15 protein-coding genes are annotated in these 14,743 nt (G+C 30.1%); 7 read left to right on the top strand and 8 right to left on the bottom strand.

Translation table 11 applies throughout. The features are described 5' to 3' along the window. Positions 1-12: 12 nt before the first annotated feature. The 6 genes from ELQ11_RS02740 to gatC form a co-directional block, all read right to left on the bottom strand. Entirely contained in the window at positions 13-558 is a 546-nt protein-coding gene (locus ELQ11_RS02740) for a DUF1882 domain-containing protein (protein ID WP_002870803.1), read from the bottom strand. Continuing rightward, the gene (locus tag ELQ11_RS02745; RefSeq protein WP_002870802.1) at positions 555-1,799 is read right to left on the bottom strand and encodes a serine hydroxymethyltransferase; all 1,245 of its coding nucleotides are present in this window, start codon (positions 1,797-1,799) and stop codon (positions 555-557) included. Before ELQ11_RS02745 ends, ELQ11_RS02740 begins: the two co-directional genes overlap by 4 nt. Continuing rightward, positions 1,796-3,301: a lysine--tRNA ligase gene (gene lysS / locus ELQ11_RS02750; protein WP_134225134.1), complete on the bottom strand. Its 1,506-nt coding sequence runs from the start codon at positions 3,299-3,301 to the stop codon at positions 1,796-1,798. The genes ELQ11_RS02745 and lysS overlap by 4 nt, the downstream gene beginning before the upstream one ends. Next, positions 3,302-3,775 carry a Fur family transcriptional regulator gene (locus tag ELQ11_RS02755; protein ID WP_002854230.1) on the bottom strand — a complete coding sequence of 158 codons (474 nt, stop codon included), beginning with the start codon at positions 3,773-3,775 and terminating at the stop codon, positions 3,302-3,304. A 1-nt stretch (position 3,776) separates the two neighbouring features. Beyond that, positions 3,777-4,340, bottom strand: a complete 564-nt coding sequence (locus ELQ11_RS02760; RefSeq protein ID WP_070261204.1) for a CvpA family protein — start codon at positions 4,338-4,340, stop codon at positions 3,777-3,779. 66 nt (positions 4,341-4,406) lie between these two features. Next, positions 4,407-4,691: an Asp-tRNA(Asn)/Glu-tRNA(Gln) amidotransferase subunit GatC gene (gatC, locus tag ELQ11_RS02765; RefSeq protein WP_052858558.1), complete on the bottom strand. Its 285-nt coding sequence runs from the start codon at positions 4,689-4,691 to the stop codon at positions 4,407-4,409. Between the two features lie 145 nt (positions 4,692-4,836). Here gatC and ELQ11_RS02770 point away from each other — a divergent pair, with 145 nt between their 5' ends. The 7 genes from ELQ11_RS02770 to ELQ11_RS02800 all read left to right on the top strand — a co-directional run bounded on the left by ELQ11_RS02770 (position 4,837) and on the right by ELQ11_RS02800 (position 11,002). Next, complete coding sequence (locus ELQ11_RS02770; RefSeq protein WP_002870798.1) at positions 4,837-5,415, top strand: hypothetical protein; 579 nt, start codon at positions 4,837-4,839, stop codon at positions 5,413-5,415. After that, positions 5,412-6,410 carry a hypothetical protein gene (locus ELQ11_RS02775; protein ID WP_002870797.1) on the top strand — a complete coding sequence of 333 codons (999 nt, stop codon included), beginning with the start codon at positions 5,412-5,414 and terminating at the stop codon, positions 6,408-6,410. The genes ELQ11_RS02770 and ELQ11_RS02775 overlap by 4 nt, the downstream gene beginning before the upstream one ends. Then, entirely contained in the window at positions 6,407-6,697 is a 291-nt protein-coding gene (locus tag ELQ11_RS02780) for a hypothetical protein (RefSeq protein ID WP_002854689.1), read from the top strand. Before ELQ11_RS02775 ends, ELQ11_RS02780 begins: the two co-directional genes overlap by 4 nt. Next, positions 6,684-7,313, top strand: coding sequence for a type III pantothenate kinase (locus ELQ11_RS02785; RefSeq protein WP_002870796.1), 630 nt, complete (start codon positions 6,684-6,686; stop codon positions 7,311-7,313). Before ELQ11_RS02780 ends, ELQ11_RS02785 begins: the two co-directional genes overlap by 14 nt. Positions 7,314-7,431: 118 nt before the next feature. Next, entirely contained in the window at positions 7,432-8,778 is a 1,347-nt protein-coding gene (locus ELQ11_RS02790) for an FAD-dependent oxidoreductase (RefSeq protein ID WP_002870795.1), read from the top strand. A gap of 48 nt (positions 8,779-8,826) precedes the next feature. Further along, positions 8,827-10,269 carry a pyruvate kinase gene (gene pyk, locus ELQ11_RS02795; RefSeq protein ID WP_070261169.1) on the top strand — a complete coding sequence of 481 codons (1,443 nt, stop codon included), beginning with the start codon at positions 8,827-8,829 and terminating at the stop codon, positions 10,267-10,269. A 97-nt stretch (positions 10,270-10,366) separates the two neighbouring features. Next, on the top strand, positions 10,367-11,002 hold the full coding sequence (locus tag ELQ11_RS02800) for a hypothetical protein (protein WP_070233639.1): 636 nt from the start codon (positions 10,367-10,369) through the stop codon (positions 11,000-11,002). Positions 11,003-11,032: 30 nt separating this feature from the next. Here the strand turns inward: ELQ11_RS02800 and pflB are convergent, their stop codons facing one another. Together pflB and serS are read right to left on the bottom strand one after the other, a co-directional pair. Then, positions 11,033-13,495: a motility protein PflB gene (gene pflB / locus ELQ11_RS02805; protein ID WP_052949549.1), complete on the bottom strand. Its 2,463-nt coding sequence runs from the start codon at positions 13,493-13,495 to the stop codon at positions 11,033-11,035. Between the two features lie 9 nt (positions 13,496-13,504). After that, the gene (serS, locus tag ELQ11_RS02810) at positions 13,505-14,740 is read right to left on the bottom strand and encodes a serine--tRNA ligase (RefSeq protein ID WP_134225135.1); all 1,236 of its coding nucleotides are present in this window, start codon (positions 14,738-14,740) and stop codon (positions 13,505-13,507) included. Positions 14,741-14,743 lie beyond the last annotated feature (3 nt).

Genomic DNA, 14,743 nt, shown 5'->3' on the forward strand with positions numbered 1-14,743 from the left:
ATTTGTCCTTTCTTACATGTGCTTAGACCAAGAACTTCCTCGTTCTTTTTGATAAACCTCATAAGGCAATATTAAAATATTAAATTCCCTAGGTACATCCATACTAGGAAACACCTTCCATTCTACTGGCATTTTACTTGCAAACATCATTGAAAGTTTAGACGCTAAAGAATAACCTTCGTTTAACGCCGTGTGTCCTTTGTGAATATAAAGATGTAAATGTCCTGGAGTTTTAGTCTTATAGGCTGTGAAATTTATAAAACCTTCTTCTCTTAAAATAAGTTGTGCACGGTGATAAAATCTTTCAGCATTAAAACCATTATAATCAAAGACAATATTTTCTACTTTATTATCTTTTGTTATTAAATCATGAGCGACAACAATTTTTTTAGCAGCGTGTTCTCTCATGACATTTAAATTTAAAGGAGCATCAACTCTTTCAAATTTATCAAAAAATAAGCGACCTCTATGTGTAGTTTTATTTACAATTTTATCGCGTCTTATATAATAATGATCGCCAATTATTTTAATTAGCGACATATCCATTGGTGAAATCAAAACATAGCCCTTTCATAAATAATAAAATTACTTGCAAGTTTTTTTAATTCTTGTTTAATATTCTCTTGTAATTTTTCATTATTAATATCATCTAAAATATCTGCAATATAATTTGACACAGTTTCCATTTCTTTTTCTTTAAAACCTCTGGCAGTAAGGGCTGGAGTTCCGAGTCTTAATCCACTTGTGATAAAAGGACTTCTAATCTCTCCTGGAACGGTATTTTTATTTGCAGTAATACCTGCATTTCCAAGAGCTAAATCTGCATCTTTTCCACTAAATTCACGATCTAAAAAACTCATTAAAACAAGGTGATTATCTGTTCCATCGCTAACAAGTTTAAATTTTCTATCCATTAAAACATTAGCTAAAACCTGAGCATTGGTTCTTACTTGTTTTGCATAAACTTTCCACTCATCGCTAAGATTAAATTTAAATCCTACTGCTTTTGCAGCAATTACATGCATCAAAGGACCACCTTGAATACCTGGAAAAATCGCAGAATTAATTTTTTTAGCAAGCTCTTCATCATTTGCCATAATAATACCACCTCTTGGACCACGCAAAGTTTTATGTGTAGTTGAGCTTACTACATGAGCGTGCGGAAAAGGACTTGGATGTTCGCCTGCTACAACAAGGCCTGCAATATGAGCTATGTCAGCAAAAAGATAAGCACCTATTTCATCGGCAATTTCTCTAAATTTAGCAAAATCAATCACTCTTGCATAAGCACTAGCTCCACAAACTATAAGTTTTGGCTTTTCTTTTTTAGCAATTTCTCTTACTTTTTCATAATCAATTCTTCCATCAAGTTCTACACCGTAAAAACAACTTTCGTACATTTTACCTGAAGAACTTACTTTTGCGCCATGAGTTAAATGTCCACCATGACTTAAATCCATTCCTAAAATTTTATCACCTGGATTAATCAAAGCCGCATAAACACCTTGATTAGCTTGAGAACCCGAATTAGGCTGAACATTAGCAAATTTACAATTAAAAAGTTTTTTACATCTTTCAATGGCTAGAGTTTCAATCTCATCAACAAATTCACAACCACCATAATATCTTTTACCCGGATAACCTTCTGCGTATTTATTTGTCAAGATACTTCCCATAACTTCCATTACTTCAGGTAAAGTGAAATTTTCACTCGCTATCATTTCAAGACCTTCACATTGACGCTCTAACTCTTTGTTTGTTAAATCAAAAATTTCTTTATCAAACATTTCTAAACTCATTCCTTCTCCTTTAGTTCTGATTTTAATGGACGCATTGCAGGAAACAATATCACATCTCGAATAGATTTTTTGTTTGTCAAAAGCATAACAAGTCTATCTATGCCTATGCCCTGCCCTGCCGTTGGGGGCATTCCATAACCCAAAGCATTTACAAAATCTTCATCCATTTCACAAGCCTCTTCATCGCCTGCATTTTTAGCTTCAATTTGTTTTAAAAATCTCTCATATTGATCAAGAGGATCATTAAGCTCATTAAAACCATTTGCCAATTCTCTTCCACAAATAAACAACTCAAATCTCTCAGCAATCTGAGAATCCTCATCACTACGTCTTGATAAAGGACTTATGGAAATAGGAAAATCAATCACAAAAGTAGGATTGATCAATTTTTCTTCCACATAATTGTCAAAAAGTTCAGCTTGTAAATGTCCAAGTTCAAGCTTTTCATTCGATTCAAAACCATCTGCTTTTAATTTAGTAAGAATTTTTTCCTTATCTTCGATTAAATCCCTATCTAAACCACCATACTTACAAAGTGCATCTTTATAGGTTATTCTTTCAAAAGGTTTGGAAAAATCTATCATTTTTCCATCAAATTCTATTGTTTTTCCTAAATTAAGTTTATCCAAAAGTAAAGCAAAAAGTTCTTCAGTTAAATCCATTAAATCTTTATAATTATGATAAGCCCAATAAAATTCTATAGTTGTAAATTCGGGATTATGAGTTAAATCCATACCTTCGTTTCTAAAACAACGATTGATTTCAAAAACCGCCTCAAAACCACCCACTATAAGTCTTTTAAGATAAAGTTCTGGAGCAATTCTTAAAAATCTTTCTACACCTAAAGAATTATGAAAAGTTATAAAAGGCTTAGCGTTTGCTCCACCTGCAATCGGATGCATCATAGGAGTTTCTACTTCTAAAAAGCCTTTATTTTCAAAAAAATGACGAATCAAACTCACCACTTTAGAACGCACTAAAAAATCTTTTCTAACTTCTGCATTCATTATCATATCAACATAACGTTTGCGATATCTTTGCTCAATATCTGTTAATCCATGATATTTTTCAGGTAAAGGAACAATAGCTTTTGTAGCGAGTTTTACTTTGCTTGCATGCAAACTAAACTCACCTGTTTTAGTTACAAAAGGAAAACCTTTAACCAAAACAATATCACCCACCTCTAAATTCTTTTTTAAAATCGTATAAAGTTCTTCACCTACGCTATCTCTACTAAAATAAATTTGTAAATTTGTATCCTCATCTTCAATGTTTGCAAAAATCGATTTCCCAGCTATACGCAAAAGTTTCAAACGTCCTGCAACAACAGCATTGACACTTTCATCTCTTTTTTCAATTTGCTCTAAAATATAAGAAAATTTATCCTTAAAAGTCTTTAAAGACATTTCTTTTTCTAAAAAATGAGGATAAGGATTAATCCCTAATTTTTTTAACTCTTTAGCTTTTTCTATTCTTTGCTGCTCTAAAATATTATCAAACATTTATATTTTTACCTTTGCTTTTTGATTATTACAATCGCCACAAACACCATAAAGCTGCATCAAATGCCCTGTAAGTTTAAAACCATGTTCTTTTGCAATCAAGGCTTGCTGTCTTTCTATAATAGGATTTTCGAACTCTATAATTTTTCCGCAATTTTTACATATCATATGATCATGATGAGGTTTATTGGCAAGCTCATATTTTTTACCTGCTGAACCAAAAGAAATGGAAGTTACCATTTCTGCTTCTTCAAGCAAATTTAAAGTACGATAAACAGTTGCAATTCCTACATTTAAATCAGGTTCAGCTTGTTTGATTTCCATATATAAACTTTCGGGCGTGTAATGAGTATCACTGTGATAAAGGGTTTTTAAAAGCACTTCTCTTTGCTTGGTATATTTAAGTCCGCCTTGTCTTAATATTTTTTTAAATCTCTCAAGTAAAACATCATATTCCACATTTTCTATCAGCATATCACTCCCCTTTTTGAGTATTGTTTAAATCACTTACAATATCTTGCAACTTTTCACTAGCATGATCTAGACTATTTTCTGCTAAAGGTTGATTCATAATAAAAGATCCCGTTTCTTTAAGCAAATTTAAAGTATAGCTATTTTTAGCAAAATTACCTAATTTGTCATTTAAAAAATCGATTCTTGCTACACAAAAAACCAAAATTGCAAAAATTAAAAAGATTTTTGCTCCGCCAAATATAAAGCCACCAATACGATCTAAAAAACCTAAGCCACTTAATTTAATCAACTTAGAAAGAAAATTACCCACCAATAAACAAACTATCCAAAAAATAATTAATATGGCTAAAAATCCAGCAAATCCAGCTAAGCTTTGATTTTCTATCTTATAAAAAGTACTTTGTATAAATTCAGCTGCTTGAGTTGCATATTTTGAAGCAATAAAAACACCACCAATAATACCCAAAAGTCCAAAAATTTCTTTTATCAAACCATTGATAATACCCTTAAGCCCTAAAAGCAAGGTAAATCCTAAAATAAAAGCATCAAACCAATAAAAATTCATTTCAATACACTCTCTGATTTTTTGTTTTAAATTTATTCTACAAATAAGCACTAAATGCTAAGTTAATCATTCTATGATTTTAGGAACAACAAAAAAATGTTCTTGTTTTTTTGGAGCACAATCTAAAACCTCATCAATAACATTGCTATTTCTTATCTCATCAATCCTCAAAGGAGCTCCACCTTTTATAGTACTCACAGTAATCTCTTGGGAGTTTAAATCAAGTTCGTTTAACTTTTCAACAAAATTCACAATTTCACTTAACTGTGCAATGGTTTCATTTCTGTTTTTTATTATTTGTAAAGCACTTAATTTTTCAAGCTTGCTTAATAATTTCTCATCTATTTGCATTTCTTAAACCTTAATAAAAAAGTTAAAATTTTGAAAATTATATCATAAAAAGCTTTAAATTGTTTAGGATATTTTGCAATTTATATGATACAATATCATAATTTTTCTATACAAACAATAAAAATATTTTTTTCAAGGATAAATTTTGGGACTAAAAGATAATTTAAAAGTTGTTAAAAACGAACTTAACACAGAAGAACAATTTATAGAAAATTTTATCAAAGGAGAGAGATTTATACGCAAGTATAAATTTTACATATCTGCTGTTGTGATAATTTTAGTTGCTTGGTTTGCTGGAAATTTTATAATCTCAAAAATAAACGATTATAAAACAAAAGAAGCAAATGAAATTTATGCCAATCTAATACAAGATCCTAGCAATAAAAATCTTTTAGAACAACTTAAAAATAAAAATACCAATCTTTACGCTATCTTTTTACTAAAAGAAAATATTAATGATTTCAATAATACAACTCTCCAAAATGAACTAAAACAAATTTATAATAATGCTCAAACAAACACTTTACTTAAAAATATTATCGCATTATCTTTAGGAGATAAATCGATATTTTTAAAAAATTATGATAAATTATTAGAAGCTTACAAACTTTTAGAGCAAAATAAAATCGAAGAAGCTAATGTTTTACTTTCTCAGATAAAAGAAAATTCAAGTTTAAATCAAATAGCTAAAAACCTCAAACATTATCAAGGCATTACACAATGAAAAAAATATTTTTAACACTATTTTGTTTAATATTTCTATGTGCTTGTGGCACCAAAAGACAATATTTTGAACCAAAACAAACCGATGGAGATTTAAGTCATAATAGCAATTTAAAAAGTAAAATTGTTGATTGGAATCTAGTTTCTGCAAAACTTAGCAATAATACAGCTATCTTAAAAAATAATATCTCCATAGACAAGTTTAAACTTCCTAAAAATTATATGCTTCTAGCTTATCAAGATGGGGAATATTTTACTGCAGATAATAATGGAAATTTAAAAATTTTTGACAATTCTTATAATGAAATTTATAATTTTCAATTTGACGCTAGTGTTGTAGGAGTAGCTTCTAATGGAGATGATTTAGCCCTTGTACTTGCAAACAATACTATAGTTCTTGCAAATCGTTCTTTGGGTATTAAATTCACTCAAACCCTAACCTCAGCTCCAGCTCAAGATAGTCGTACCGCTAATCCTATATTTTTAGACAATATCATCGTATATCCAACACTGGATGGCAAAATTTTAATTCTTTCAAGAAACAATCTTCAAGTCATTAAAGATGTGGTTATTTCAGCAGAAAATTTTTTCAACAATGTAATCCATCTAAGCGTAATCGGAGATAAACTTATAGCAGCAACAGCTAAAAAAATCATTGTTGTAAGCCCTGCTAGAACTCTTTATCTTGACGCTGACATAAAAGATGTTGCACTTAGTGATGATAGTATTTTTATTCTAGAAAAAGATGGCACTATTATTAAAACTGATTATAACTTAAGAAAAATTGCGGAAAAAAAATTTGAATTTGCTATTTTTGTAAAAAGCAATATATACAATAATTATTTATATATTTTTGAAAAAACAGGCTATCTTATCAAAATGAATCTAAATTTAGATAATACGCAAGTATTTAAACTTTCAGAAGCTGTTGATAAAATTTCTTTCATGGGGAATGGTAAATTTTACTACGGAGATAAAATTTTAGATTTGCTATGATAAAAATTTTAGAACAAACAATAAAGGCTTTAAAATTAAATTTAAAGCCCTATGACTTAAGTATGTTGACTAGAAAAAAAAGTTATATTTGCGCTAAAGATCAAAATAACATTCTTTTTATGTATACAGGAAAAACAAAATTTTTAATGAAAGATGCCTTATTTTTAGAAAATCTAGCACAGCAAATTAACATAAATAACAAATATTTTTTTAGCATGGCTTCTCTTTGCTCTAAAGCAAAAAATCATCTAGAAATGAAAGGATTTAATATCTATGCTGCTCTGTGACATTGGGAATTCAAATGCTAATTTCCTAGATGATAACAAATATTTTACTCTTAGTATAGATCAGTTTTTAGAATTTAAAAATGAACAAAAAATTTTTTATATCAATGTCAATGAACATCTCAAAGAACATTTAAAAAATCAAAAAAATTTTATCAATCTTGAACCTTATTTTTTATTTGACACAATTTATCAAGGATTAGGAATCGATCGCATAGCAGCTTGTTATACTATTGAAGATGGAGTTGTTGTAGATGCAGGTAGTGCTATTACAATTGATATTATTTCTAATTCTATACATCTTGGTGGTTTTATCTTGCCAGGTATTGCAAATTATAAAAAAATTTATAGCCATATTTCACCACGATTAAAAAGTGAATTTAACACTCAAGTTAGTCTTGATGCATTCCCACAAAAAACCATGGATGCTTTAAGTTATGGTGTTTTTAAAGGAATTTACCTACTGATAAAAGATGCCACTCAAAATAAAAAGCTTTATTTCACTGGTGGAGATGGACAATTTTTAGCAAATTTTTTCGATCACGCAATTTATGATAAACTTTTAATCTTTCGAGGAATGAAAAAGATTATAAAAGAAAATCCCAATTTACTTTATTAAAAATGTTACAAAAATTCTCATTGATATCAAACCTTAATGAAATTTAACTTTTTGTAAAACAAATTCAATTAAACTTCTATTTAGAAAAAAGTTTATTAAAATAAAAAAAGGAAAAACAATGAGCCAACAAGAATTTGATGTGCTTGTCATCGGAGCTGGAATTTCAGGAGCAGCATTATTTTACGAGCTTGCAAGATATACAAATATTAAAAATATTGCTTTGATAGAAAAATATAATACAGCTGCAACATTAAATTCTAAGGGAACGAGTAATTCTCAAACCATTCATTGTGGAGATATTGAAACCAATTATACTTTAGAAAAAGCGCGAAAAGTAAAAAGAACAGCTGATATGATAGTTAAATATGGACTCATGCAAAATGCGCAAAATAATTTCATGTTTTCTCATCAAAAAATGGCCCTAGCTGTTGGAGATATAGAATGTGATTATATGAAAAAACGCTATGAAGAATTTAAAGAACTTTATCCTTATATAAAATTTTTCGATAAAGCAAAAATCAAACAAATTGAACCCAAGGTTGTTTTAGGAGAAGATTGCAATCAAGATAGACCTGAAAATATCTGTGCCATGGGTGTTGAAAGCGGCGAGGTTTTTACAACTGTAGATTTTGGGAAAATGAGTATAAATCTAATAGAACAAGCGCAAAAACAAAATAAAAATACTTTTGTTGCCTTTAATCAAGAAATTATTCACATAGAAAAAAAGGAAGATATTTTTATATTAAAAACCTCAAATCATCAAGAATACCATGCCAAAAGCGTAGTTGTCAATGCTGGGGCACACTCTTTATATTTAGCACATAAAATGAACTTAGGTATGGATAAGTCTTGTTGGCCTGTTGCAGGAAGTTTTTATTTAACCAAACAAAAACTTTTAAACGGTAAGGTTTATATGGTGCAAAATCCTAAACTTCCATTTGCAGCTCTTCATGGAGATCCTGATTTACTTGCTGATATGAACACTCGCTTTGGACCTACCGCACTTGTTATTCCAAAACTAGAACGTTATCATGGTCTAAAATCAGTTCCAGAATTTTTTGAAGCACTAAAACTTGATAAAACTGTTTTAAAAGTAACTTTTAATATGTTTAAAGATGCAACAATTAGAAATTACATCTTTTATAATTATCTTTTTGAACTACCTTTTATTGATAAAAGCTTATTTGTTAAAGATGCCAAAAAAATAGTCCCAAGTCTTAAAGCAAGTGATATTTATTATGCAAAAGGTTTTGGAGGCGTAAGACCACAAGTTATTGATAAAACTAAAGGAGAATTAATGCTAGGTGAAGCAAGCATCACAGAAACCCCTGGTATTATTTTCAATATGACTCCAAGTCCTGGAGCAACAAGTTGTTTAGGAAATGCTGAAAGAGACGCAAAACTTATATGTAATTACTTAGGAATGGAATTTAACGAAGATAAATTTTCTTCAGAATTATTGTAATCATTTTGTTTCTATTTTTAGCTACAATAATTTCAAAAGGAGTTTGCTATGCTTAAAAAAACAAAAATTGTAGCCACAGTAGGTCCAGCAAGTGAAAAGGAAGAAATTCTACGCCAAATGATTATCAATGGTGTAAATGTTTTCCGTTTAAACTTTTCTCATGGAACACATGAGTATCATAAAAAAAACTTAGATACCATAAGAAGAGTAGCTAAAGAATTGCATACTCGTATTGGAATTTTACAAGATATTAGTGGTCCTAAAATTCGTACAGGCGAACTTAAAGAACCATTTGAATTAAAAAAGGGTGATAGAATTGATTTTTATCGTGAAACAATTTTAGGGGAGAAGATTGCTCAAAATCATTATAAAATCAGTATCAATCAAAAATCTATTTTAGATATGTTAAAAATTGATGAATATATTTATCTATACGATGGATCAATTCGTGCTAAAGTAGTAAGCATAGATGATCAAAAAATTGAAACCATTATAGAAAATGATGGTTTTTTAAACTCAAATAAAGGTATTAATTTTCCGAACACTAAAATCAATATTGATGTTATTACACAAAAAGATAAAAATGATTTACTTTGGGGTATAAAAAATGAAGTAGATTTTTTAGCAATATCTTTCGTACAAAATGCGCACGATATTGATGAAGTTCGTGAAATTTTAGCACAAAATAACGCAAAAATATCCATTTTTGCAAAAATTGAAAAATTTGATGCAGTAGAAAATATTGATGAGATTATTAAATCTAGCGATGGTATAATGGTTGCAAGAGGAGACTTAGGTATTGAGGTGCCTTATTATAAAGTTCCTAATATCCAAAAAGAAATTATACAAAAAGCAAACAATGCCTCTAAGCCTGTTATTACTGCGACTCAAATGCTTTTTTCATTAGCCAAAAGCAAAACCGCCACAAGAGCTGAAATTTCAGATGTTGCAAATGCTGTTTTAGATGGAACAGATGCAGTAATGCTAAGTGAAGAAAGTGCCGTTGGTATAGATCCTGCAAATGCTGTTGATATAATGTGCCAAACTATAATAGAAACAGAAAAACGCTATCCATATAACAAATTTAATGATTTTAATGATTTAGACAATACAGATAAAATCATGCGTTCTTCAGCTCATCTTGCAACAGATCTTAACGCTGATGCTATTTTTTCTTTAACAAGTAGCGGAAAATCTGCTATTAAGATTGCAAGATATCGTCCAAATATAGAAATCATAGCAGTAGGACATTCTGAAAAAACCTTAAACTCTTTAAGTATAGTTTGGGGAGTTAATCCTGCGATCTTGGTTAACAAAAGTAATGAACTTACAGAATTATTAAAAGACTCTGTAAGATCAAGTGTTGAAAAAGGTTTTGTGAATGAAGATAAATGCTATCTTCTAACCGCAGGCTTTCCAGCAGGAGTAGAAGGCACTAGCAATCTTATCCGCATTCTCAATAAAGAGCAAATTACTTATTATCTACAATAAAACATTAAATTCCTTTGAAAATAAGGAATTTAATGTCCTTATAAATTTTTTAAGTCAAAAGTCGATATAAATTAAAGCCTCACACAAAGGAGCAAATATGCAAGTGAATACTTTTTCAAATATCGCTAGCATGGCACAAACACAAGTTAGCAATAAGAAGGCAGATGATGCTAAGGAAAACACAAAAGACAAAAATGTTCAAAGTGCTAATTCTAGCAAGGATGTAGATAAAAATACCCTTGAAAAATTAAATGCACTTGGTGGAAAGGGCATTACACAAATTTACCTAGTTCAGTTTCAACAGCAAACAATGAATACTGTAATAGGTTCGAGCAATGCCCAAACTGGACTAGATAGTCTTTTAAATGGTGCCAATTTAGATACTGCGAAATCTATACTTAAAAATATTGATTTTGCATCCTTGGGCTACAGTGGCAAAAATCCACTTGATATGAATACAGATGAACTTCAACAACTTGTAAGTGAAGATGGTTTTTTTGGAGTGGAAAATACAGCCAGTCGCATCGCGGATTTTGTTATTAAAGGCGGTGGCGATGATGTTGAAAAATTGAAAAAAGGTCTTGAAGGTATGAAAAAAGGATTTGAGCAAGCAGAAAAAATGTGGGGCGGAGAACTTCCTCAAATCAGTCAAAATACAATAGATGCGGCACTTAAAAAAGTTAGCGATCGCATCGATGAACTAGGCGGAAAAACTCTAGATCTTCAAGCTTAACTAAAAATGCTTAGAAAGTTCTAAGCATTTTTAGTTGTTATTGATATCAAAAGTAAAAAATTCACTCTTAAAATTATTAGGTAAAGTTTTATACTGAGATATCGCAGCTTCATAGTTCTTTACTTCTTGATACAACATACCAAGAGCTGCTTTACTTTCTTTGTTATTTTTATCTGTAAGTTTAGAAAGCTGCAAAAGCGCTATAGCTGAATTTGGATTATTTGCACCTACGGCTGCTACGGCTGCTAAAAATAAAGTTTTAGTATCTTTAGCTCCATAATCATCAATCAAAGAATTATAAAGCGCATAAGCCTCCTCGTATTGCTGTGCAAAAATATCCAAATAAGCTAAAGTTTGTAAAATACCCTCATCTTTTGCTCCTGAAACATTAATCAACTCTTTAAATTTCTGTCTTTCTAAATTTAAAAGCCCTGCAATATGCATTAAATTAACATAAAATTCCCTAGCTATATTTGGCCCACCAAAAACACTACGATAATCAAGCTTTAAATTTTTAAAATGAATTTGAGCATTTTGAGCATATTCTTTAATATTTAAATTTGAATTTAAAGAATTAAAATACAAAATATTTGCCAAAATATCTTCAGGTAACTCTGAACGCAATTTAGCAATTTTCACATCTACTTGATTATTAAGGTTATTATTTTTAGCAACAATAGCTTCAAAAATCAAACTCAAAGGCGTGTCTTTTTTTGTTTCATCTAAATAAGGAAGCATAGAAATATAATTATTATTAACTAAAAACAACATACTTTTTTGCATATTAGCTTTAAAATTAGAATCAGCAGCTATATTATCAAGAATTTCATTGTAAAGTTTAGTTGTATCAATATCAATTAATTTTGCACAAAACATAGCAAAAGCACCTGCTAAGTAATTTTTAGGATTAAGATGATATGAACTTGAAAAATGCTTATAAGCAAGTTCATAATTTTGCATTTGGGCATAGGTTAAAGCCAAATTATAATGTAAAATACTATGTTCTGGATAATCCTTGATAAGTTTTTGAAATTCTTGGTTAGCAAGGCGTAACTTCTGATTTAATGCATAGTTAATAATATTGGCAATTTTTACATTGGTAGATGAAAGAGCTTTGCTTGCATTAAGATAAATTCCCGCATCAGTACTATCATCTACGAAATCTGTAACATTAGCTTTTTTAATATACAAAGCAGCCTGCTTGCTATCAAACACTTGATAAGGTGCAAAATAAAAAAGTAAATCGAATTGATCTTTTTGTTTTTTTAACAAATCTTTTGAAAAAGAATTTTGAGCAACTGCTATATTAAAAAGATCCTTATTTAAACGAACTTGAATTTTATAAGTATCTAAAATCTTATATCTATCTTTATCATTATCATAAGAATTTTGCAAGCGTGCTAACATATCTTGATAATTTCCTGTTTTAATATCAACCAATGTTAAAGCCGCCAAACTCTGATTAAAATCTCTTTCAATTTTCATCGCTGTACTTAAAGCGACTTTAGCTTTAGCATATTCTCCTATTCTAGCGTATAAAAGACCTAAAGATAAACTAGATTCAAAATTGCCTTGAGAATTTAATTGCTGTATAGCCTTGGAATCAAAGTCCATTTTTGCATAAATTTTAGCAGACAAATACTTTGCAACATCAGAATACGGCTCCACATCTGTTCTTTGTAACATTTGTAAGGCCTCAGGGTAATATCCTTTGTAATAATTAATCAAACTTAAATAATAATCATATAATTTTGATTTTCCTTCTTTTGGAAGATACACTTGAGCTAAATCAATATAATATCTAAATTTTTCCTTATCATTAAGCTTTAAAGCACAAACAGCAGCATTGATAGCAGCTACACTTTGATTTTCTCCATTGGCTATAGCTTTCTTGAAGCTTTCAAAAGCTTCTTGGAATTTATTCTCATTCATTTGAGAAACGCCTAAATTATAATTAGATAAAGATTCATTATATACGGCAACTTGCTCATAAACTTTTAAAGCCTGTTCAACTTCACCCTTTAAATATAAAGCATTTGCTTTTTGGATCATACCATCAATTCTTTGCATATCATTGTATTTATATGATTCATCAGGCATAACAACAGGTTGTTCTAAAGGCTTAGAAGCTATAATATCTGGTTTAATTTTTCCTTCACTAAAAGTTAAATAAAAAAGTGTAAAAACTAAAATACAAATAATCCCCAAAGATAAACCCACAAGAGACATAAACTTACGATCTTTATACCAAGGCGTAAGCTCTTGACTTTCAACTTCTTCAAAAGTTGATACATCTTCAGGCGCACTTTCTCTTGTAAATTTAAAACCACTCTCACTATTTTCTTGAGGTAATTCTTCTGGCAATGATGCAAATTCTTCATCTTCTGGAGCTTGCCCCTCTTGCCCCTTAAATCCCTCTAAACTCTCATCGAGTCTTGGTTGATTTAAGCCATCTTCAGGTTTTTCTAGTATTATATCTTCTTGTTCAGCCATCTATACTCTTTAAAAATATTTTTTCAAAGCATCAGGAATATGAATTTTTCCTTCTTTATCTTGATAATTTTCCATAATCGCTACCAAAGTTCTTCCTACCGCTAAAGATGAGCCATTAAGAGTATGGACGAGTTCATTTTTTCCTTGTTCGTTTTTATAGCGAATTTTAGCGCGTCTTGCTTGAAAATCACGACAATTTGAAACCGAGCTGATCTCACGATATTTATTTTGTCCTGGAAGCCACACTTCAAGATCTACAGTTTTTGCTGCACTAAAACCCAAATCTCCGGTACAAAGCATCAAATGTCTATGCGCTAAACCTAAAGAACTCAGTAAATCACTTGCACACTCAAGCATTTCATTAAACACGCTATCACTTTGCTCAGGTTTAGTGATACTTACAAGCTCTACTTTTTCAAACTGGTGTTGTCTTATAATACCTCTTGTATCACGCCCTGCACTGCCTGCTTCTTTTCTAAAACAAGCGCTATAACAAGTCATTTTTATCGGTAAAGTTTCACTCGCTAAAATTTCTCCACTATAAAGATTGGTTACTGGAATTTCAGAAGTTGAGATCAAATATAAATCCTCATCATCTACCTTATACATATCTTCTTTAAATTTTGGCAACTGACCTGTCCCAAACATAGTAGCACCATTTACCAAAAAAGGTACATTAACAAATTCAAATCCACGACTTCTATTAAAATCTATCATATAATTTACCAAAGCACGGCTTAATAAAGCTCCTTCGTTCTTAAGCACACAAAAACGGCTTTGTGAAATTTTCACCCCACGCACAAAATCAAGCCAATTTAAACTCTCTCCTAATTCAAAATGTTCTTTTGGAATAAAATCAAAGCTAGGCGGATTTAATACTTTTTTAAGCTCCACATTTTCATTTTCATCTTCACCCACAGGCACAGACTCATCAGGAATATTTGGGATGGCATGAGCGATTTCCTCAAGCTCATTTTCTAAAGCATTTACTTTAGCGCTTTGCTCATTAATTTTGCTTTTATTTTCGCTTAATTTTGCTTTTAAACTTTCTTTATCTTCGGCTGTAGCAAGCTCTTTGCTGAATTTATTTTGAAAAGCTTGAATTTCTTCTAAAGCTGTTTTTTCTTTTTTTAAACTTGCAAAAAGTTCAGCAAGTTTTTTTAAGATATTTTCATCAACTTTTTTATTTTTTAACTTTTTAGCCACTTCATCAAAATTATTTTGCAAATTTTTTAAATCTAGCATTTT

This window comes from Campylobacter sp. US50a (assembly GCF_004379015.1).
In the GTDB taxonomy this organism is placed as follows: Bacteria; Campylobacterota; Campylobacteria; order Campylobacterales; family Campylobacteraceae; genus Campylobacter_D; species Campylobacter_D jejuni.

Coding starts and splice junctions, on each gene's coding strand:
- gatC (WP_052858558.1), bottom strand. CDS start 4,691: ATGCAAATAGATGAGAAATTATTAAGCAAGCTTGAAAAATTAAGTGCT.
- ELQ11_RS02790 (WP_002870795.1), top strand. CDS start 7,432: ATGAGCCAACAAGAATTTGATGTGCTTGTCATCGGAGCTGGAATTTCA.
- ELQ11_RS02780 (WP_002854689.1), top strand. CDS start 6,407: ATGATAAAAATTTTAGAACAAACAATAAAGGCTTTAAAATTAAATTTA.
- ELQ11_RS02785 (WP_002870796.1), top strand. CDS start 6,684: ATGCTGCTCTGTGACATTGGGAATTCAAATGCTAATTTCCTAGATGAT.
- pflB (WP_052949549.1), bottom strand. CDS start 13,495: ATGGCTGAACAAGAAGATATAATACTAGAAAAACCTGAAGATGGCTTA.
- lysS (WP_134225134.1), bottom strand. CDS start 3,301: ATGTTTGATAATATTTTAGAGCAGCAAAGAATAGAAAAAGCTAAAGAG.
- pyk (WP_070261169.1), top strand. CDS start 8,827: ATGCTTAAAAAAACAAAAATTGTAGCCACAGTAGGTCCAGCAAGTGAA.
- ELQ11_RS02775 (WP_002870797.1), top strand. CDS start 5,412: ATGAAAAAAATATTTTTAACACTATTTTGTTTAATATTTCTATGTGCT.
- ELQ11_RS02755 (WP_002854230.1), bottom strand. CDS start 3,775: ATGCTGATAGAAAATGTGGAATATGATGTTTTACTTGAGAGATTTAAA.
- serS (WP_134225135.1), bottom strand. CDS start 14,740: ATGCTAGATTTAAAAAATTTGCAAAATAATTTTGATGAAGTGGCTAAA.
- ELQ11_RS02800 (WP_070233639.1), top strand. CDS start 10,367: ATGCAAGTGAATACTTTTTCAAATATCGCTAGCATGGCACAAACACAA.
- ELQ11_RS02745 (WP_002870802.1), bottom strand. CDS start 1,799: ATGAGTTTAGAAATGTTTGATAAAGAAATTTTTGATTTAACAAACAAA.
- ELQ11_RS02760 (WP_070261204.1), bottom strand. CDS start 4,340: ATGAATTTTTATTGGTTTGATGCTTTTATTTTAGGATTTACCTTGCTT.